Genomic DNA, 19153 nt, shown 5'->3' with positions numbered 1-19153 from the left:
GCGGCACAGCGGGGAGCTGAACCACGAGGAATCGGGGCGGTCATGACCGGCCATCAGCACAGCTCCGCCGCCGACGCGCGCTGGGAGCGGGCCGTCGTCGTCGGCGGCGGGTACGCGGGGCTCGTGACCGCCCGGGTCCTGGCCGACCACTTCACCGAGGTACTGGTCCTCGAACACGACCCGGTGGGCCCGGACACCGGGGTGCACCCCCACGTCCCGCAGGGCTACCACGCGCACGCGCTGCTCGCCCGGGGCGGCGAGGCGCTGGAGCGCCTCTTCCCGGGGCTGCGGGCGGAACTCGCGGAGCTGGGCGCACCCGTCTTCGACTATGGGGAGCGGATCAGCTTCCTGCTGCCGACCGGCTACGCCCCGACCGCCCGGGTCGGCGTGCCCGTGCAGACCGTCACGCGCGACGAACTCGAACGGCGCCTGCGGCAGCGGGTGTTGTCGCTCCCCGCGGTGCGGCTGCTCGCGGCGACCCGCTGCGAGACGGTGACGGCGAGCGCCCCCGGCCGCCTGGACCAGGTCCGCTACCGCGCCCATGACGCCGAGGAGTCCGTGGAGGTCGCCGCCGATCTGGTCGTCGACGCCTCGGGCCGCGCCACCTCCGTCGACCGCTGGCTCACGGACGCGCGCCTCCCGCTCTCCGCCAAGACCGTCGTCAAGGCGAAGATCACCTACACCTCTGCCTGCTACGGACGTCCGCCGCGGGACCGGCAGGACTTCGACGTCGCGTACCAGATGGCCTTCGCGCCCAGTGTTCCGCGCGGCGGGGTGGTGCTGGCCGTGGAGCACGGCCGCTGGATGTGCTCGCTGCTCGGCGTCGACGAGCACGTGCCGCCCACCGACGACGAGGGCTACCTCGAATTCGCCCGGACGCTCGGCAACCCCCGCCTCGCCGAACAGATCGAGCGCGGCACCCGGCAGGGGCAGATCCACCGCTACACCAATCCGGGCAACGAGTGGCGCCTGCACCACAAGAACACCCGCTGGCCCGAACGCCTCATCGCGGTCGGCGACTCGCTCTGCGTGTTCAATCCGGTGTACGGGCAGGGGCTCACGGTCGCCGCACTCGAGGCGGAGCTGCTCGGGCGACTGCTGGGCCGCCGCCGCTCCGAGGCGTCCGGACTCGACGGCCTCAGCCGCGTCTACCAGCGCGGCGCCGCCCGTGTCATCCAGGTCCCCTGGACCCTGGCCACCAGCTCGGACGTCATGTGGAACCCGACGGGGCAGCCGCCGGCCGCGCGCTTCGCCTACTGGTACAACCAGCACGTCTTCGCGCTCGCCGTGCGCGACCCGGACATCTGGGCGCGGTTCGTACGGGTCCTCAACATGACGGCCCCGCCCTCGCTGCTGTTCCGTCCGGCGGTGCTGGGCAAGGTGGTACGCCGGGCCCTCGGGCGCCGCACGCGCTGAGTACCCGCCTTCGGGCGGGCGGTCAGCGCACCCCGTGCGGCCGGAACTGGATGCTGATGCGTCCGCCGGTGGCACGGGCCGACTTGGGGATCGCGTGCTCCCAGGTGCGCTGGCAGGAGCCGCCCATCACGATCAGATCGCCGTGCCCGAGCGGGCGCCGGACGGTCTCGCCGCCCCGGCGCGGGCGCAGCAGCAGGTCGCGGGGCGCACCCACGGAGAGGATCGCGACCATCGTGTCCTCGCGGGCGCCCCGGCCGATGCGGTCGCCGTGCCAGGCCACGCTGTCGCGCCCGTCGCGGTAGTGGCACAGGCCCGCCGTCGTGAACGGCTCGCGGAGTTCGGTGGCGTAGTGGGCGTAGAGGGCTTGCCGGGCCTCGTCGAGGACGGCGTGGGGGAGTGGTTCGCCCGCACCGTAGAACTTGAGCAGGCGGGGTACGTCGACGACCCTCTCGTACATCTGGCGGCGTTCGGCCTTCCAGGGGACATCCGCGGCCAGCCGCTCGAACAGCAGGTCCGCGCCCCGCAGCCAACCCGGCAGCAGGTCTATCCATGCTCCGTCGCCGAGGGTCGTCCTGCGGATCGCGCCGAGCGGTCCGAGGCGTACCTCATCGGCCTGATCGAAGAGCGATCCCTGGAGCTGGTGCATGGCCATGGGTTCAGCATACGCCCTAATCGAACGCGTGAGCTAATTCGGGTAGACCGATCGGGATGTGACCGAGATACGCGTCAAAGGGGCAACGACCAGGCCGGGGCCCGTGGGATCGTCGAGCAGTCGATCCGCTAGGAGGCCGTGGCGAAGAGCCGCCCGGCGGATCTGATCAACATTGCGGAGTCCCCGAGCTCGTCGGGACGCTGTGGCGGCAGACCAGGCAAGGGCCATGATCGCTTGCGTGTGCGGGCGGAGCCGCCGCTGGTCATGTCGTGCGGATCGGTCCCACACGGTGGGTTCCGGTGAGCAGGGCTTCGGCATGCTTACGGAAAGCGGTGACCAGACGGCCCCGGTCGCCGGAGCGCGTGGCGAGTACGACCTGGCTCGGTTCGACCCCGCGCAACGGGACGGTGGTGAGGCTGGGATGCAGGCCGGTCGCGTGGTCGAGGGGCGGCCCGATGGCCACGGCCTGCCCGGCGGCGATGAGTTCGTGTTTGTCCTCAAGGGCCTCGACCAGGGGGCCGTCGGGCGCGGGCCGCCCGTCGGGCCGGGGATCGAGCCGCCAGTAGGCGTTCAGCAACGGGTCGGACTGGCGTACGTGGGGGATCGGCTCGTCGGCGATGTCGCCGAGGGTGACCGACTCCTTGCCGGCCAGACGGTGGTCCCGGGGCACGACCAGTACCCGCGGTTCGTCGTAGAGGACGGTGACGCGCAGCCGGTCGGTGGGGAACGGCAGACGCGTCACCACCGCGTCGACGCGGTGCTCCAGCAGCGCGCCGCGCGAGTCGTTCCAGGCGAGCAGGCGGGTGTGGACCTCGGCGTCGGGATTGAGGTCCCGCAGGGCCCGCACGGCCGCTGTGATGACCAGCCCCTTGGTGTAGCCGATGGTGATGCTGCTGGGCCGGGCCGCGGCCCGGGTACGGGCCATCGCCTCGGTCGCGGTGCGCAGCAGCCCCTGGGCCTCGGGCAGGAAAACCTCGCCGGCCTCGCTCAGCCGGGTGCCGCGCGTGGTGCGGTCGAGCAGGCGGACGCCCACTTGCTGTTCGAGGCGGCGGATCTGCCGGCTCAGCGACGGCTGGGTGGTGTGCAGTGCCTCGGCGGCACGGCCGAAGTGCTGGTACTCGGCGACCACCGTGAAGCACTGCACCAGCCGGAGATCGAGATCCACGGGTGCGGGGAAGTGTTCGGACACCACCCCACTCTAACTGGCGTTATACGCAGCCTGTATTACCTGCACCAGAACAATCATTGGACTGCGCGCTCGTCGTGGCCGCACCGTGGTGACCATGACATCGGACAGCGTGACACCGTTTCGTATCGACATCGCGGACAGTGCCCTGGAGGATCTGAAGGACCGGCTCCACCGGGTACGCCTCCCCGGCCGGGAGACAGCGCCGGACAGCAGCCAGGGAGTGCGGCGGGAGCGCCTGGAGGAGCTGCTGGAGTACTGGGCCACCGGGTACGACTGGCGCGATCTGGAGCGGCGGCTCAACGAGCTGGGCCAGTTCCGCACGACCATCGACGGTCTCGGCCTCCACTTCATGCACGTACGCTCACCCCGCCCCGACGCCACCCCCCTGTTGCTGCTGCACGGATGGCCGGGCTCGTTCCTGGAGTTCCTCAAGACCATCGGCCCGCTCACCGAGCACGGCTTCCACCTCGTCGTCCCCTCGATGCCCGGCTACGGCTTCTCCGACCAACCGGCCTCGACAGGCTGGGACCCGGACCGGATCGCCCGCGCGTACGGCGTGCTCATGCGACGCCTCGGCTATGACTCCTATCTGGCCCAGGGAGGCGACTGGGGCGGTGTCGTCGCGACCCGCATGGGGGCGCAGCGCCTGACGGGCCTGCGTGCGATCCATGTCAACTTCCCCGAGTTCCTCGCCGCACCACCGGTCGGCGACGACCCGGCCCCCGAGGAGAAGGCCGCACTCGAACAGGGCAGCCGCTTCTTCGCCGTCCATTCCGGATACCACGTCGTGCAGCGCACCCGGCCGCAGACCATCGGCTACGCCCTGACCGACTCCCCGGCCGGGCAGGCCGCCTGGATCTACGAGAAGTTCCTCGACTGGGCCAGGCCCGACGCCCTCACCCCCGACGAGGTCCTCGACCACATCTCCCTGTACTGGTTCACCGGCACCGCCGCTTCCTCCGCCCGTCTGTACTGGGAGTACGCCCGGCAGCCGCTCGCCCCCACCGAGCTGGACCTTCCCGTCGGAGTCAGCGTCTTCCCGGACGAACTGACCCGTACCCCGCGCGTCTGGGCCGAGCGAGCCTATCGCGACCTGCGCTACTTCAACGACGACATCCCCGCGGGCGGCCACTTCGCCGCTCTGGAGCAGCCTGAGCTGTTCGTCGAGGAGATCATCAAGTTCGCGCGGACGGTGGCCGCGTGATGACGGTCGAGATCAGCGGGGGCACGGACGGCATCGGGCGTGGGGACCGGGTCGTGGCCGTCGGGACCGACAGGGCCAAGGCCGAGCCTGGCGCCCGGTTCCAGCGCCCCAGGCGTTCGGAGACCGCCGACGGCCCGGCGTCCGACTCTGCGCCGACCTGCCTCATCCGTTTCCCGCTCAGCCACGGCCTGCTCAGCCACGGCCCGGCCGGCCTGCTCGGCCGCGCCGCCGATCCGGTCGTGCTCGACTTCGGCGGCGCCGGGCGTTTCGAGACCGCGGTCAAGGCGGTCCCGGACCCTCAGGCATTCTCCCTCGCCGACGCACGACGCCTCTACGACCGCACCCGGGAGGTGCTTGCCCGATGATGTGGGTCAGCTACCGCTCCGCCGACGGCTCCACGCGCTGCGGCGTGATGCGCGACAACAAGATCCACGCCGTTGGCACGGGCCTGTTGGAGCTGCTGCGCGCCGAAGGCGGGCTGGAGGCCGCCGCAACGAGAGAACCGTCTGAGATCGTCGAGTTGGCTACGGCCGACCTGCTGCCGCCGATACCGGTGCCCCCGGCGGTCCGGGACTTCGCCGCGTTCGAACGTCACATCAGCAACGCGGGTAAGGCAGCCGTCGGCGACGGCAGGGTCAGCCCGGTCTGGTACGAGTATCCGCTCTTCTATTTCTCCAACCCGGCGGCGATCAAGGGACCGCACGACGAGGTCGCCATCGCCCCGGGCGCTCAACTGTGGGACTACGAGGTCGAGGTGGCTGCGGTGATCGCCGGGGACTGCTCGGACCTCGACGCCGCCACGGCGGAGAATCACATCGCCGGCTACCTGGTCTACTGCGACTGGAGCGCACGCGACATCTCCGCGAGCGAGATGGGATTCGTGTACGGCCCGTCCAAGAGCAAGGACGCCTCGACCAGTCTCGGCCCGTTCCTCGTCACCCCCGACGAACTGGAGCCCCACCGCTCGGGCCGGGGCTATGCGTTGCGGATGGACGGGTACGTCAACGATGAGCATTACGGCGGCGGCAGCTGGGACGAGATCCACTGGTCGTTCGGCGAGATGCTGGCGCACGCGTCACGCGGCACCTCGCTGCGAGCCGGTGACATCATCGCCAGCGGCCCCGTGGGCACCGGCTGCATCCAGGAGTTGTCCGGCTGCCGCCCCTACCTGGCACCGGGGGACACGGTCCGGATCGAAGTACAGGAACTCGGCGCGATCTCCGCACGGATCACCGCGCCAGAGCCGTCCTGACCTACCGGACGCACCAAGAACGACTTTGACCATTCCACTTGCCGGGAGACCTTCACGATGCAGCTCGCCAGCAGCTTTGCTCGCGCCGACATGGATCTGAACGCAGTCCGCGAGGTCAGCCTCACCATCAACGCGACCCACCTGTTCGTCTACTTCATCCCCGAGGCACCGGAAGAGGCCGCCAAACTAGGCGTGACCGAGTACGGACCGGCGTACTTCGCGTTCCGCTCTGCCCCGATGGGCGCAGTCCCATGGCAGGTCACGCTCGCGGCCTTCTACAACTTCAGCCCGCGGTCGGTGCGGGCCATGGCAGGCGTCTGGGACACAGCGCCGCCACCGGAGTGGCAGGCCGCTCGCTTCGCGGCCGTCGGCCGTGCGTTGCGGCGCGTCGGCGTGAGCCTCACCGCCAATCAGATCGCCGAGGCACGATCACTGATCGACCCGGTCGTCGCGAGCGCCGACCACGCCGGGAAGACGATGGCCGCCGCCAACGCCTCGGTCCCCCTGCCGGCCGATCCGCTCGTCGCGCTGTGGCAGCAGATCACAGTGCTGCGCGAGTGGCGCGGCGACGCGCATATCGCCGTGCTCGCAGCGAACGGCCTCGGGCCGTGTGACTGCAACATGTTGCAAACCGCGACAGGTCACTTCCCGGAAGCCATCGCGCGCGCCACCCGGCTGTGGGACGACGAGGAGGTGGCCGCGGCAACGACACGCCTTGTCGCACGCGGCTGGCTCGACGCCGACGGCACCGCTACCGATGCCGGCATCGCGGCGCGCGAGCAGATCGAGGTCGAGACCGACGAGCACTGCGCGGCGCTTTGGACGCCGATCGGCGACGCCGGCGTCCGCCGCCTCACCTCGCTCATCAGGCCGATCCACGACGCGTTCACCGCAGCCGGGACATTCCCCTTCCGCGTGGAGACGGGAGACACGCGGTCCGCCGACCCGGAGGCCGCCGGGTAGGCTCCGTTCTCGCGCAGATTCCGCTGTCGGGCTGTCGACACACCTGACGGCTCGCCAGGGTGGTGACGCAGTAAATGCCGGATTTACTGAGGTGTACGCATTTACTGCGGCAGCACCGGGAGGGCGGAGCGGGCATGACGATCGCACCGGTGACCGAACTCGGAGGCGCGTTGCGGTTGCCGCGCCCGCGTCGTGCCCCTGTCCGCCCCTTCCGCGTCGTACACCGTGGCGGTCGAGCGCTACCTCACCGGCGCGGGCATCGCGAAGTCCTCCGCGCGTGTCCAGCCCGGTGCATACGCCAAGCGCCCGCCCGGTGGCGACCGCGGAGAGATCCCCGCGGTCGGCACCGGGCGGGCGCCGTCCGAGACTGGGCCGTTCGGGTCAGTGGGCCCGCTTCCCCGTGAACAGGCGGTAGAGGAAGAGAACGATCACGGAGCCGATGATGGCGGCGATCCACGTCGACAGATGGAAGAACCCGTTGATCGAGTGGACGCCGAAGATCACCTTGCCCAGCCAGCCGCCGAGCAGCCCGCCCACGATGCCGATCAGCATCGTCACCAGGCAGCCACCCGGGTCCTTGCCGGGGGTGAGGGCCTTGGCGATGGCGCCCGCGATGAGGCCGATCAGGATCCAGGCGATGATGCCCACGAGTACGTTCCTTTCCCTTGCCTACATGACGACACTCGATCTGCCGTCCGACATCAAGACGGATGTCCAGCTCCGGCCCTTGTACACAGGACCAAGGTCACGTGTGGCGGGACGAAGGTCTCTCCTCCGGCAGAACCAGCGGCGGGGCGACCCCGCACCCCCATCGTCGCCCGATATGTCCGACCGCGCGCCCCGGGCGGCGGCAGCTTATGGTGGCCGAGCGGCATACCGGAGACAGCCATGACGTCAGCCAAGAAGCCACCCATCGATCTGGAACAGTGCCTGCTCCTGACCGGCGTGGGCTGCTTCGACTGGGATCTGCGCAGTGGCGGGCTCAGCCTCGACGCCGCTTCACTCGCCCTGCTCGATCTCCTGCCCGGAGAGTTCGACGGCCGGGTCGCCTCGCTCCAGCGACGGCTGCCGCCCGAGGAAGCCGTCCGCATCAACTACGCGGTCACCGAAGCCGGCACGACAGGTACCGACCTCTACGGCGTCTACTTCCGGATCCGCCGACGCGACGGCTCGCTGCACCTGGGCCACGCCCGCGGACGCATCGTGCGCGACGGTGACGGACGGGCCGCCCGCGTCCTCGGGATCCTGCGCTCGGCCGCCAACGACGGGACGGAGCTCGCGGCCACCGACCCCAGGGAAGAGCGCAGACAAGGCATCGCCCTGATGGTCCAGGGCACCACGCAGGCCCTGTCGCGCGCCGTCACGGTCGACGACGTGGTGGCCGTGCTCTCCGGCGCGGGCGGCCTCGACCGGTTCGCCGCCGACGGGCTGGTGCTCGGCCTGGTCGAGGGGGAGAACCTGAAGCTGATCGCCCTGGTGGGCCAGTCGATGCAGACCCTCGACGAGATCAAGCTGTACCAGGCCGACGACTCGCTGCCGCTCGCCCAGGCCGTCGTGACCCGGCAGCCCCGCTTCGTGGGCTCGCTCCCCGACCTCGCGCGGCGCTTCACCCGGCTGAGGCCGTACATCGAGAGCATGCGCCTCGACTCGGCCGCCTTCCTGCCGCTGGTGGCGCAGGACCGCGCCATCGGCGGACTCGCACTCTTCTACCGCGGTCGGCGGGAATTCGGCGACGCCGACCGCAACCTGTGCATCGGTCTCTCCGGCATCGTCGCCCAGTCGCTGCAGCGCGCCATGCTGTTCGACGAGGAACGCGACCTCGCCAAGAGCCTGCAGGCCACGATGTTGCCGCGCGGGATCCCCGACGTCGTGGACACCGAGGTCGCCGTGCGCTACCACGCGGCCTGGGGCGGCCGGGACGTCGGAGGGGACTTCTACGACGTCATCTCCCTGCCCCGCGGACGCATCGGCGTGGTCGTCGGCGACGTGCAGGGACACGACACCCACGCCGCGGCCATCATGGGGCAGCTCCGCATCGCCCTGCGCGCCTTCGCCGGCGAGGGGCACCCGCCCGCGACGGTGCTCTCCCGCACCTCGCGCTTCCTGGCCGAGCTGGACACCGAACGCTTCGCCACCTGCACCTACGCCCAGTTCGACCCGGCCACCGGCATCGTGCGCGCGGTACGGGCCGGGCACCTGCCGCCCCTCGTGCGCCATGTGGACGGCAGAGTGGGCGTACCGCGGGTGCGCGGCGGGCTGCCGCTGGGCCTCGCCACGGAGTTCGGCATGGAGGACTACTCCGAGGTGCGGCTCGACCTCGTACCCGGAGAGACCCTGGTGATGTGCACGGACGGGCTCGTGGAGGACGCAGGCCTCGACCTCGACACCGGGATGCAAAACCTCGCCGACGTGCTCCGCGTGGGACCCGAGAAGGCGGAGGACCTGGCCGACCACCTCTCGCACGCGCTGTGGGAGCGCTGGGGCACCGGCGACGACGTGGCGCTCCTGGTCCTGCGCCGCCTCCCCGACCCCGGCACCCCCCAGGAGCCGCGCATCCACCGCTATGTCCACCAGGCCGACCCCGAGGGACTCGCCGACGCGCGCGCCGCCCTGCGGGAACACCTCGCGTCCTGGGGGATGGGCGGTGTCGCCGACGACGTCGAGGTGGCCGCGGGCGAACTTCTCGTCAACGCCCTGGTCCACACCGAGGGCGGCGCCAGCCTCACCCTCGAAGTGCTCAGCGGTCCGCCGCGCCGGGTCCGCCTGTGGGTGAAGGACCGCTCCAGCGACCGGCCCCGCAAGAGGTCACCGGGGGAGACCGCCACCTCCGGCCGCGGCATGGTCCTGGTGGAGGCCGTCGCTCTGGGGTGGGGCATCGAACCACAGGGCGAGGGCAAGGCCGTCTGGTGCGACTTCGCCGTGCCGGAAGCCTGACGGGCGACCGCCCCCGCCTCTCGGGGACAGGCTCTCAGTGGCCGCCTGGGCTCGTGAGGTTCTCGCGGACCTTGGCGATGGCGAACCCCCAGCCCTGCTGCACGGTCGGCTTGGCCGGCACGGCGATCTCCTCGGGGTTGGTGAGGACGTCCAGGAGCACGGGCCCCGGCGTGGCGAACGCCCGGCGCACCGCGTCCGCGAGGTCGTCGGCCCGGTCCACCCGGATGCCGGTGATGCCCATCGACTCGGCGACGGCGGCGAAGTCGGGGTTGTCGAGTCCGGTGCCGAACTCGGGCAGGCCCGCCTCCTCCTGCTCCAGCTTCACCATGCCGAGCCGCTGGTTGTCGAAGACGACGAGCTTGACCGGCAGCCGGCGGCTGCGGATGGTCATGAGGTCGCCGAGGAGCATGCTGAGACCGCCGTCGCCGCAGAAGGCGACGACCTGCCGGTCGGGGTCGAGGAGCTGGGCGCCGATGGCCTGCGGCATCGCGTTGGCCATGGAGCCGAGGTTGTACGAGCCGAGCAGCCGGCGGGACCCGCGCATCTCGACGAAGCGCGAGAGCCAGACGGTGGCCATGCCGGTGTCCGAGGTGAAGACGGCGTCGTCGGCCGCCACCTCGTCCACCGCCGCGGCCAGCGCCTCCGGGCGCACCAGGTGGTCCCGGTTGTCGAAGGCCGAGCGCACCTTGCCGACCAGGCCGTGGTCGTGGTCGGGGGCGGCGAGTTTGTGCTGTCCCCGCTGCCACTTGGCGAACTTCTCCCGCGCCCCGTCCAGGTGCCCGCGCTCCGTACGCTGCTCAAGGCGGCGCAGAAGTCCGCGCACGGTGGGGCCGACGTCGGCGGCGAGGGCGACGTCGACGGGGACCCGCCGGCCGATGTGTTCGGCGACCCGGTCGACCTGGATGACCTTCTTGCCCTGCGGATACCACTCGCGGTACGGGAAGTCGGTGCCGAGCAGCAGCAGGGTGTCGGCGTGCTCCATCGCGTGCGCGGCGGCCGGGTTGCCGATCAGCCCCGTCTGGCCGACCTGGAAGGGGTTGTCGCCCTCGAAGCCCTCCTTCGCCTTGAGGGTGAGCACCATGGGCGAGGCCAGCCGTTCCGCGAGGGCGAGCACGTCCTCGCGGGCGCCGCGCGCTCCCCGGCCGACCAGCATGGTGACCTTGCCGCCGTCGGCGAGGGCGGCGGCCGCGTCGTCGAGGACCGGGTCGTCGGGCCGGTTGGCGGACTCCGCGACGGCGAGCCGGACCGGCCGGTCGTCCGGCAGCTCCTGGCCGCCGATGTCGCCGGGCACCGTGAGCACGGCGACGCCGCGGCGCCCGATCGCGCTGCGCACGGCGATCTCGAGGAGGCCCGGCAGCTGTTCGGGAGAGGTGACGGTGGCGCGGAAGACGGCGACGTCACGGAAGAGGAGGTCGTTGTCGACTTCCTGGAAGTAGTCGGTGCCCACCTCGGCGAGGGGCACCTGGCCGGTGATGGCGAGCACCGGGGTGCCGCTCTTGGCGGCGTCGTACAACCCGTTGAGCAGGTGCACGGAGCCGGGGCCCACGGTGCCCATGCAGACCCCGAGGGTGTCGGTGAGCTGCGACTGGGCGCCGGCGGCGAAGGCCGCGGCCTCCTCGTGGCGGCAGCCCACCCATTCGACGGAACCGGTGTCGCGGATGGCGTCGGTGAAGGGGTTCAGAGCGTCACCGACCACTCCGAAGACGTGGCGTACTCCGAGCTCTTCCAGGGCGTCGATCATGACGCGGGCAACAGTGCGTGACATGGGGCGGGGATGTTCCTCTCGTGAACGGGGGAGTGCGCCGTCAGACGGCGAAGGAATCGGGGTCGGCCGCGCGCCAGTCGGCGGCCCAGCTCCCGGGTGGTGAGGCGAGCAGCTCGCCGGGGGAGAGCCACTCGTGCAGCTCCGCGTAGGAACGGAACCCGCCGTGGTCCTCGCGGCGCCGCAGCAGACGGGGGTTCAGCTCAGAGGTGTCGCGCACCCCCATCGCGGCCATGATCTGCAACGCGCTCTTCACGGTGGCCTCCTGGAACCGCGCGACGCGTGCGGCCTTGTCCGGCACGTCGAGGGCACGGGCACGGCGCGGGTCCTGGGTGGTGACACCGGTCGGGCAGCGGTTGGTGTGACAGCGCTGGGCCTGGATGCAGCCGACCGCGAACATCATCGCGCGGGCCGCGTTGGTGTAGTCGGCGCCCATGGCGAGGCGCTTGACGATGTCGGTGCCCGTCGCCACCTTGCCGCTCGCGCCGATGCGGATACGGTCCCGCAGCCCCGCCCCCGTCAGGGCGCTGTGCACCATCACGAGGCCTTCGGTGAGGGGCATCCCGAGGTGGTCTGCGAACTCCAGCGGGGCCGCGCCCGTGCCGCCCTCCGCGCCGTCCACGACGACGAAGTCCGGGGTGATCCCCTCCGCCGCCATGGCCTTGCAGACGGCGAGGAACTGCGTACGCGACCCGGGGCACAGCTTGAACCCCACCGGTTTGCCGTGCGTCAGCTCCCGCATCCGGGCGAGGAAGAGGACGAGTTCGCGCGGGGTGGAGAAGACGCGGTGGTAGGGCGGCGAGACGACGGTCTCGCCCTCGGGCACACCGCGTACGGAGGCGATCTCGGCGTTGACCTTGGTGCCGGGAAGGACGCCGCCGATCCCCGGCTTCGCGCCCTGCGACAGTTTCAGTGACACGCACCGGACGGCGGGGTGGGCGGCCTTGTCCGCGAACTGCCGGGCGTCGAAGTCCCCGTCGCGGGTGCGGCAGCCGAAGTAGCCGGTGCCGATCTCCCACACGAGGTCGCCGCCGGGCCGCAGATGGTACTCGGAGAGGCCGCCCTCGCCGGTGTCATGGGCGAACCCGCCGCGCGCCGCGCCGGTGTTCAGCGCGAGGACGGCGTTGGCGGAGAGCGAGCCGAAGCTCATCGCCGACACGTTGAGGAGCGCCATGTCGTACGGCTCGGCGCAGTCGGGGCCGCCGACCCGGACGCGGGGCGGCTCCTTCGCCACCGCCACCGGCGCCATGGACGGCACGAGGAGCTCGTAGCCGCGCTGTTCCATGTCGCGTTCGCTGCCGAACGGCTCCTCGGCGTCGACGCCCTTCGCCCGTTCGTAGACGATGCTGCGGGTGTCCCGGTCGTAGGGCCTGCCGTCGTAGTTGCGCTCCACGAAGTACTGCTGCAGCTCCGGGCGCAGCGCTTCCATCAGGAAACGCAGATGGCCCAGGACCGGGTAGTTCCGCAGCACCGAGTGCCCGCGCTGGACGAGGTCGTACACCCCGGTCAGCGCCACGGCCAGCAAGGGGACCGCGAGCAGCCACCACCACGGCGATGCCAGGAGGGCGAGGAGCACACCGCCCACCGCGCACACCGCCAGCAGGCCAACTGTTGCGAAACGCGTCATGACCCCCACGTGACCCGGATCCGGCCGGTCACACGTGCCACCGCCGACCGGAACGGGGAATAGGGCCGAAAGTCCCGAGGCCAGGGGGGGGCTCAGGCCCGGGCGGTCGCCCGCTCCAGGCACTCGTCCACGATCTTCCGGTCGAGCGCGGCCCGCACGAGCGCGGCGGCCACCACGCTCGGCCGTGCGCCGTCCCCGAGTCGCAGCAGCTCGGCGGCGTCCCGCGGCAGCCCGAGGCGCTCCGCGCCCTGCAGCACCTTGGCGTCGAGGTGCGGCCGGTACTCGGGCCACACGTCCTGCACCTCGCGCAGGAAGATGTGCACGCCGGTGGGCCCGAGGCCCGGCACCCGCCGCAGCATCCGTTCCAGGACGGCCACGTCGCCGTCGGCCTCCTTCCGGACCTCGCGCAGGTCGCCGTGCCACTCCTCGTTCACCAGCCGGGCGCCGTCCCCCAGCTGGGTCGCGGTCCGCTCGTCGTAACGCCGGTACCCGCCGCGCCCGAGGGCGTCGACGCGCTGTTGCCAGGTGGCGTCGGCCATCTGCCGCGGCCCGCGCATCCCCGCGTCGTACAGGGCGCGGGCACTGGCCACCGCGACGGAGGCCCGGATGCGGGCGCTCAGCAGGCAGGACAGGACGAGGGTGCGGTAGAGCGGCTGGGGGGTGTCGGTCAGGCGGATGCCCGCCTCCGCGGCGTACGTCTGTCCCGAGGTCTTGAGCAGTTCCCGCATCACAGCCTGCCGGCCGGCCATCGCGCACCTCCTGGGTGGGGTCCTGGTTCTGGCGTCACCGGGTCCTTCCGCCCGATGAGGACCGGGTGCCCAGCGCGGGGCGCGACAGTACGAGCAGACTGTGCGGCGCGACGGTGACTTCGCCGCAGGCCTTGTGCTCCGCCTCGTCGGAGAGGCCCTGTGGGTCCGTGGTGTCGAGCCGGGTCTCCCAGCGCTCGCCGTACGCGGCGCCCGGCAGCCGGAAGACGACCGGGTCCCCGCAGCTGTTCAGCAGGAGCAGGAAGGAGTCGTCCACCACGGGTCTGCCCTGCGAGTCGGGCTCCGCGATGGCGTCGCCGTTGAGGAAGACGCCGACGGCGTGGGCGTCGGCGCGCCCCCAGTCGTCGTCCGCCATCTCGTGGGCGTCGGGGCGCAGCCACACCAGGTCGGGCAGCGGCCGGCCGTCCTGGGCCGGGCGCTCACCGCGGAAGAAGCGGCGTCTGCGCAGCACCGGGTGGGCGGCGCGCAGTCCGATGGCGCGCCGGGTGAAGCCGATCAGTTCGCGCTGCTCGTCGTCGAGGTCCCAGTCGACCCAGGACAGCTCGTTGTCCTGGCAGTAGGCGTTGTTGTTGCCGCGCTGCGTGCGGCCCAGCTCATCGCCGTGCGCGAGCATCGGGATGCCCTGCGACACCATGAGGGTGGCGAGGAAGTTGCGCTGCTGGCGCGCCCGGAGCTCCAGGACCCGTCCGTCCGTGGTGGGGCCCTCGGCGCCGCAGTTCCACGAGCGGTTGACGCTCTCGCCGTCCCGGTTGTCCTCCGCGTTGGCCTCGTTGTGCTTGTCGTTGTACGAGACCAGGTCGTGCAGCGTGAAGCCGTCGTGGGCGGTGACGAAGTTGACGCTGGCGCGCGGGCGGCGGCGGTCGTGCTGGTAGAGGTCGGACGAGCCGGTCAGCCGGGAGGCGAACTCGGCGAGGGTGTGGTCCTCGCAGCGCCAGAAGTCCCGTACCGCGTCCCGGTACTTGCCGTTCCACTCCGACCACAGGGGCGGGAAGTTGCCGACCTGATAGCCGCCGTCCCCGACGTCCCACGGCTCCGCGATGAGCTTGACGCGGCTGACCACCGGGTCCTGCTGGACCAGGTCGAAGAAGGCCGAGAGCCGGTCCACGTCGTGGAACTGCCGGGCGAGCGTGGCCGCCAGGTCGAAGCGGAATCCGTCGACGTGCATCTCGGTGACCCAGTACCGCAGTGAGTCCATGATCAGTTGCAGGACGTTCGGGTGCCGCATCAGCAGGCTGTTGCCGGTGCCGGTGGTGTCGAAGTAGTGGGCGGGGTCGTCCTCGGGGAGGCGGTAGTACGAGGCGTTGTCGATGCCGCGGAAGGCGAGGGTGGGACCGTTCTCGTTGCCCTCGGCCGTGTGGTTGTAGACCACGTCGAGGATCACTTCGAGACCGGCCGCGTGCAGCGCCTTGACCATCGACTTGAACTCGGTGACCTGCTCGCCCCGGGTGCCCAGCGCCGCGTAGCCGTTGTGCGGGGCGAAGAAGCCGATGGAGGCGTAGCCCCAGTAGTTGGAGAGACCGCGGTCGTGCAGGAAGCCGTCCTGCACGTACTGGTGCACGGGCATCAGCTCGACGGCGGTCACCCCGAGCGACGTGAGGTGGTCGATGACCGCGTCGCTTGCGAGGCCCGCGTACGTGCCGCGCAGCTCCGCGGGCACCCCGGGATGCGTGCGGGTCAGGCCGCGTACGTGCGCCTCGTAGACGACCGTCTCGGCGTACGGCCTGCGGGGCGGCCGGTCGTCCCCCCAGTCGAAGGACGGGTCGACGACCACCGAGAGTGGCGTGTGACCGGCGCTGTCGGCCGGTTCGGGGCCGTCCGCCGCGCGTTCGTACAGCGAGGCGTCGTTGTCGATCTCCCCCTCGATGGCCCTGGCGTAGGGGTCGAGCAGCAGTTTGGCGGGGTTGCACCGGTGGCCGGCGGCGGGGTTCCAGGGGCCGTGCACCCGGTAGCCGTACCGCTGCCCGGGGCCGACCCCCGGCAGGTAGCAGTGCCAGACGAAGCCGTCGACCTCCGAAAGGGTGACGCTGTCCTGCGTGCCGTCCTCGTGGAACAGGACGAGGACGACCCGCTCGGCCACCTCGCTGAACAGGGCGAAGTTCGTGCCCTCACCGTCATATGTCGCGCCCAGGGGGAAAGGGGATCCGGTCCAGGTGCGCACACGACGTCCTTCCTGACGGGGAGACGGAGGCCTTGCGCACGGGCAGGGCCTCCGCCGGGGTTGCGGGATGGCGTACGGCTCTCGCCGGTGGGCGAAGTGGCCGTGGCGGGCGTGGACTACGTGTCCGGCGAACCCGCCAGGACTGCCATGCTCTCCTCCCGCGGCACGTCGAGCGACTCGGGAACGCAGGGCGCGGGTGCGGCGGGTGCCAGCGGGGCGTGGTCCGGCATCCGGTCGCGGCACGCGAACCAGATGAGCTTTCCGCCGGCCGCGGGGCAGCTGCCCCAGCCGTCGCTCAGCGCGGCGATCTGGGCCAGGAAGCCCTGCGGACCGTAGTGCGGTCCGGGCAGTTCACGGTCCTTGTCCGACACGCCGGTGATGAGGTGGTGCCCCGTCCAGCACATCTCGACGGCGGCTTCCTTGTCCGTTCCGTGCTCCTCGATCGCCGTCAGCAGCACGCGGGTGCAGTGGCTGACGGGTTCGACGAGGTGATCCAGGCCCCAGTGGCGGAGGTGGGCGGCCAGGATGCGAGCGACGTGGTCGATCTTCTCCGGGCTGGTCTCCACGTCGAGGTGGTAGTAGCGGGGGGTTGCCGACTTCATTGTGCTTGGCTCCTCTCGGCGGAGCTCCCACCCCTCCCGGCCCTGTGGACCGAGCCCCGAACACGAAGCGTGAGCGTTGATCGCTCCTGAGTCAGTATCAGAGTCGTATCGCTACTCCATTCGCGCAACAGGAGCGAACGGCAGGTGGTTTAAAACCCAACAAGACGCTGCGTGGTCGAGCGTGCACCATGAGTCTGGAAACCGGTCGGCGCGAGCCGTCCGGCCCCGCTACAGGGGTGCGGTCTGCGCCGTGGCCGGGCGCACCGGTCGCACCGGCGCGAAACGAGAAGGTGAGCAGCGTGGTGCTGTTGCCTGCCAAGGATGCGGTTGCGCGGCATCTGAGTCAGTACCGGTCGTGGGAACGGCAGTTGTTCATCCATCCCGCCGACCGCGACGTACGCGCGCAGTTCGAGAGCAGCGCGTACACCCTGTGCGTGCTGATGGGTGAGTGCACGGCGCGGGTGGCCGCGGAAGCGGCCGAGGAGTACCTGCGACCGCGCGCCGCCCGCCGGCCGCGGCCGGCGCCCGAGCATCTGGGGCAGTAGCACCACCCACGGCTCCGCCGGAGCCGTGCCCGACTCGAGCGCGGTGGAGGAGTGACCGATGACCTCAACTCCGGAGACGAACCCCGTCCCCGTGGCCACGGGGGTGAACTTCGTCCCCGTGGGGTCGAGTTCTGCCCGCGCGTCGGCGCCACTGACCGTGCGCGTGTCCGTACCTGTGTCCGTGTCCGTCCCCGTCCCGGTCCGGGACGTGCAGCCGGCCGTGGACGGCGGACGCCGCCCGGCGAAGGCGGTGCCCGGTGAGACCTTCCAGGTCACGGCGACGGTCTTCGGCGAGGGCCACGGAGCGGTCGGCGCCAACGTCGTGCTGCTCGGCCCCGACGGCCGGCGCGGGCCCTGGACGCCCATGCGGGAACTGGCCCCGGGCACCGACCGCTGGGGCGCCGAGGTCACGCCGGACGCGGAGGGGCGCTGGACGTACGCCGTGGAGTCCTGGACGGACCCGGTGACGGCGTGGCGCCGGGCCGCCGAGGTCAAGGTCCCGGCGGGCATCGACGTCGGGCTGGTCCTCGAGGAGGGCGCGCTGCTTCACGAGCGGGCCGCGCAGGCGGCGCCGAAGGGCCCCGAACGGCGGATCCTGCTGGCCGCCGCGGACGCGCTCCAGGACGATCTGCGTGATCCGTCCGCACGCCTCGACGCCGCGCTGACGTCCGAGGTGCTGGCGGCGCTCGCCCGTTTCCCCCTGCGCGACCGCGTCACCCGCTCGGACGCCCTCCCTCTTGTGGTCGAACCCCGAAGGGCGTTGTTCGGCTCCTGGTACGAGTTCTTCCCGCGTTCGGAGGGCGCCGTCGTCCGGGAGGGGGAGCCGCCGGTCTCGGGGACGTTCCGTACCGCGGCGGCGCGGCTGCCCGCCATCGCCGGGATGGGCTTCGACATCGTCTACCTGCCGCCGATCCATCCCATCGGCACCACCTTCCGCAAGGGACCCGACAACTCCCTTTCGGCGGGGCCCCACGACGTCGGTGTGCCGTGGGCGATCGGCTCGCCCGAGGGCGGGCACGACGCCGTCCACCCGGACCTGGGCACGCTGGAGGACTTCGACGCCTTCGTGGCCGAGGCTGGGCGGCTCAGGCTCGAAGTGGCCCTGGACTTCGCGTTGCAGTGCTCGCCGGACCACCCGTGGGTGGAGAAGCACCCCGAGTGGTTCAGTCATCGCGCGGACGGGAGCATCGCGTACGCGGAGAACCCGCCGAAGAAGTACCAGGACATCTATCCGCTCGACTTCGACCGTGACCTGCCGGGTCTCGTCGCCGAATCGGTCCGGCTGCTGCGGTTCTGGATGGCCCGCGGCGTGCGGGTCTTCCGCGTCGACAACCCGCACACCAAGCCGGTCGCGTTCTGGGAGCAGGTGCTCGCCGACATCCGGCGCACCGACCCCGACGTGCTCTTCCTCGCCGAGGCGTTCACCAGGCCGCCGCTCGTGCGGGCGCTGGCGCAGGCCGGCTTCCAGCAGTCGTACACGTACTTCACCTGGAAGAACACCAAGCAGGAGCTCACCGACTACCTGACGGAGCTCGCCACCGAGACCGCGCCCTACTTGCGCCCGAACTTCTTCGTGAACACCCCCGACATCCTCTCGGAGTTCCTCCAGGAGGGTGGCCGTCCGGCCTTCGAGATCCGTGCGGTACTCGCCGCCACGCTCTCGCCCGCCTGGGGTGTCTACAGCGGATTCGAGCTGTGCGAGAACACCGCCGTGCGGCCGGGAAGCGAGGAGTACCTGAACTCCGAGAAGTACCAGTTGCGCCCGCGTGACTGGGCGGCGGCCGAGCGCGAGGGGCGCACCATCACCCCCCTGATCACCGCGCTGAACCGGATCCGGCGGGACCACCCCGCCCTTCAACAGCTGCGGAACCTTCACTTCCACCAGGCCGACAACGACGCCGTCATCGTCTACAGCAAGCGTGACGGTGACGACACGGTTCTGGTCGTCGTCAATCTGGACCCGCGTCACGTACGCGAAGCCACGGTCTCGTTGGACATGCCGCTGCTCGGCCTCGACTGGCACGAGAGCGTGCCGGTGCGCGACGAGCTCACCGGCGACACCTACCACTGGGGCAGGACCAA

The 19153-nt window shown here is 71.2% G+C and carries 16 protein-coding genes; 8 read left to right on the top strand and 8 right to left on the bottom strand.

Annotated elements, in window-relative coordinates:
* Nucleotides 1-42: 42 nt before the first annotated feature.
* Entirely contained in the window at nucleotides 43-1416 is a 1374-nt protein-coding gene (locus tag AC07DI_RS30620) for an FAD-dependent oxidoreductase (RefSeq protein WP_478907478.1), read from the top strand.
* A gap of 22 nt (nucleotides 1417-1438) precedes the next feature.
* On the opposite strand, the gene AC07DI_RS30615 is transcribed toward AC07DI_RS30620, so the two are convergent.
* Complete coding sequence (locus AC07DI_RS30615) at nucleotides 1439-2068, bottom strand: alpha-ketoglutarate-dependent dioxygenase AlkB (protein WP_478907476.1); 630 nt, start codon at nucleotides 2066-2068, stop codon at nucleotides 1439-1441.
* A gap of 262 nt (nucleotides 2069-2330) precedes the next feature.
* A complete protein-coding gene (locus AC07DI_RS30610; RefSeq protein ID WP_478907474.1) occupies nucleotides 2331-3257 on the bottom strand; it encodes a LysR family transcriptional regulator in 927 nt (308 codons plus the stop codon).
* Between the two features lie 94 nt (nucleotides 3258-3351).
* Between AC07DI_RS30610 and AC07DI_RS30605 the strand changes: the two genes are divergently transcribed.
* Genes AC07DI_RS30605 through AC07DI_RS30590 form a run of 4 tightly spaced genes read left to right on the top strand, consistent with a single transcriptional unit; the run spans nucleotide 3352 to nucleotide 6676 of the window.
* A complete protein-coding gene (locus AC07DI_RS30605) occupies nucleotides 3352-4461 on the top strand; it encodes an epoxide hydrolase family protein (RefSeq protein ID WP_478907472.1) in 1110 nt (369 codons plus the stop codon).
* Entirely contained in the window at nucleotides 4461-4826 is a 366-nt protein-coding gene (locus AC07DI_RS30600) for a hypothetical protein (protein WP_478907470.1), read from the top strand. Before AC07DI_RS30605 ends, AC07DI_RS30600 begins: the two co-directional genes overlap by 1 nt.
* Nucleotides 4823-5713 (top strand): fumarylacetoacetate hydrolase family protein, encoded by an 891-nt coding sequence (locus AC07DI_RS30595; RefSeq protein ID WP_478907468.1) that lies wholly within the window; start codon nucleotides 4823-4825, stop codon nucleotides 5711-5713. Before AC07DI_RS30600 ends, AC07DI_RS30595 begins: the two co-directional genes overlap by 4 nt.
* A 57-nt stretch (nucleotides 5714-5770) precedes the next feature.
* Nucleotides 5771-6676, top strand: coding sequence for an SCO6745 family protein (locus tag AC07DI_RS30590; protein ID WP_478907466.1), 906 nt, complete (start codon nucleotides 5771-5773; stop codon nucleotides 6674-6676).
* 381 nt (nucleotides 6677-7057) lie between these two features.
* On the opposite strand, the gene AC07DI_RS30585 is transcribed toward AC07DI_RS30590, so the two are convergent.
* Nucleotides 7058-7324 (bottom strand): GlsB/YeaQ/YmgE family stress response membrane protein, encoded by a 267-nt coding sequence (locus AC07DI_RS30585; RefSeq protein WP_361722809.1) that lies wholly within the window; start codon nucleotides 7322-7324, stop codon nucleotides 7058-7060.
* 240 nt (nucleotides 7325-7564) lie between these two features.
* Here AC07DI_RS30585 and AC07DI_RS30580 point away from each other — a divergent pair, with 240 nt between their 5' ends.
* Nucleotides 7565-9610, top strand: coding sequence for a SpoIIE family protein phosphatase (locus tag AC07DI_RS30580; RefSeq protein WP_478907464.1), 2046 nt, complete (start codon nucleotides 7565-7567; stop codon nucleotides 9608-9610).
* A 34-nt stretch (nucleotides 9611-9644) separates the two neighbouring features.
* Here the strand turns inward: AC07DI_RS30580 and AC07DI_RS30575 are convergent, their stop codons facing one another.
* The 5 genes from AC07DI_RS30575 to AC07DI_RS30555 form a co-directional block, all read right to left on the bottom strand.
* Entirely contained in the window at nucleotides 9645-11375 is a 1731-nt protein-coding gene (locus AC07DI_RS30575) for a thiamine pyrophosphate-dependent enzyme (protein WP_478907463.1), read from the bottom strand.
* 40 nt (nucleotides 11376-11415) lie between these two features.
* Entirely contained in the window at nucleotides 11416-12999 is a 1584-nt protein-coding gene (locus AC07DI_RS30570) for an FMN-binding glutamate synthase family protein (RefSeq protein ID WP_478907461.1), read from the bottom strand.
* Between the two features lie 92 nt (nucleotides 13000-13091).
* Nucleotides 13092-13748: an endonuclease gene (locus AC07DI_RS30565; RefSeq protein ID WP_478907459.1), complete on the bottom strand. Its 657-nt coding sequence runs from the start codon at nucleotides 13746-13748 to the stop codon at nucleotides 13092-13094.
* A 34-nt stretch (nucleotides 13749-13782) separates the two neighbouring features.
* Nucleotides 13783-15924: a glycogen debranching protein GlgX gene (glgX, locus tag AC07DI_RS30560; protein WP_478907457.1), complete on the bottom strand. Its 2142-nt coding sequence runs from the start codon at nucleotides 15922-15924 to the stop codon at nucleotides 13783-13785.
* A gap of 116 nt (nucleotides 15925-16040) precedes the next feature.
* Nucleotides 16041-16526 carry a pep a2 gene (locus tag AC07DI_RS30555; protein ID WP_384254364.1) on the bottom strand — a complete coding sequence of 162 codons (486 nt, stop codon included), beginning with the start codon at nucleotides 16524-16526 and terminating at the stop codon, nucleotides 16041-16043.
* A gap of 299 nt (nucleotides 16527-16825) precedes the next feature.
* Between AC07DI_RS30555 and AC07DI_RS30550 the strand changes: the two genes are divergently transcribed.
* The gene (locus AC07DI_RS30550) at nucleotides 16826-17071 is read left to right on the top strand and encodes a DUF5133 domain-containing protein (protein WP_478907455.1); all 246 of its coding nucleotides are present in this window, start codon (nucleotides 16826-16828) and stop codon (nucleotides 17069-17071) included.
* 58 nt (nucleotides 17072-17129) lie between these two features.
* The coding region (locus tag AC07DI_RS30545; RefSeq protein WP_478907453.1) for an alpha-1,4-glucan--maltose-1-phosphate maltosyltransferase at nucleotides 17130-19153 on the top strand (2024 nt) is incomplete at its 3' end.

The sequence above is a fragment of the Streptomyces sp. NPDC044106 genome (genome assembly GCF_056433985.1).
This window is presented reverse-complemented; position numbering and strand designations above follow the sequence as displayed.

Excerpts from the sequence above, each read along its gene's own strand:
- AC07DI_RS30615 (WP_478907476.1), bottom strand. The coding sequence starts at position 2,068 with ATGGCCATGCACCAGCTCCAGGGATCGCTCTTCGATCAGGCCGATGAG.
- AC07DI_RS30575 (WP_478907463.1), bottom strand. The coding sequence starts at position 11,375 with ATGTCACGCACTGTTGCCCGCGTCATGATCGACGCCCTGGAAGAGCTC.
- AC07DI_RS30580 (WP_478907464.1), top strand. The coding sequence starts at position 7,565 with ATGACGTCAGCCAAGAAGCCACCCATCGATCTGGAACAGTGCCTGCTC.
- AC07DI_RS30595 (WP_478907468.1), top strand. The coding sequence starts at position 4,823 with ATGATGTGGGTCAGCTACCGCTCCGCCGACGGCTCCACGCGCTGCGGC.
- AC07DI_RS30570 (WP_478907461.1), bottom strand. The coding sequence starts at position 12,999 with ATGACGCGTTTCGCAACAGTTGGCCTGCTGGCGGTGTGCGCGGTGGGC.
- AC07DI_RS30565 (WP_478907459.1), bottom strand. The coding sequence starts at position 13,748 with ATGGCCGGCCGGCAGGCTGTGATGCGGGAACTGCTCAAGACCTCGGGA.
- AC07DI_RS30605 (WP_478907472.1), top strand. The coding sequence starts at position 3,352 with ATGACATCGGACAGCGTGACACCGTTTCGTATCGACATCGCGGACAGT.
- AC07DI_RS30600 (WP_478907470.1), top strand. The coding sequence starts at position 4,461 with ATGACGGTCGAGATCAGCGGGGGCACGGACGGCATCGGGCGTGGGGAC.
- AC07DI_RS30590 (WP_478907466.1), top strand. The coding sequence starts at position 5,771 with ATGCAGCTCGCCAGCAGCTTTGCTCGCGCCGACATGGATCTGAACGCA.
- AC07DI_RS30620 (WP_478907478.1), top strand. The coding sequence starts at position 43 with ATGACCGGCCATCAGCACAGCTCCGCCGCCGACGCGCGCTGGGAGCGG.
- AC07DI_RS30555 (WP_384254364.1), bottom strand. The coding sequence starts at position 16,526 with ATGAAGTCGGCAACCCCCCGCTACTACCACCTCGACGTGGAGACCAGC.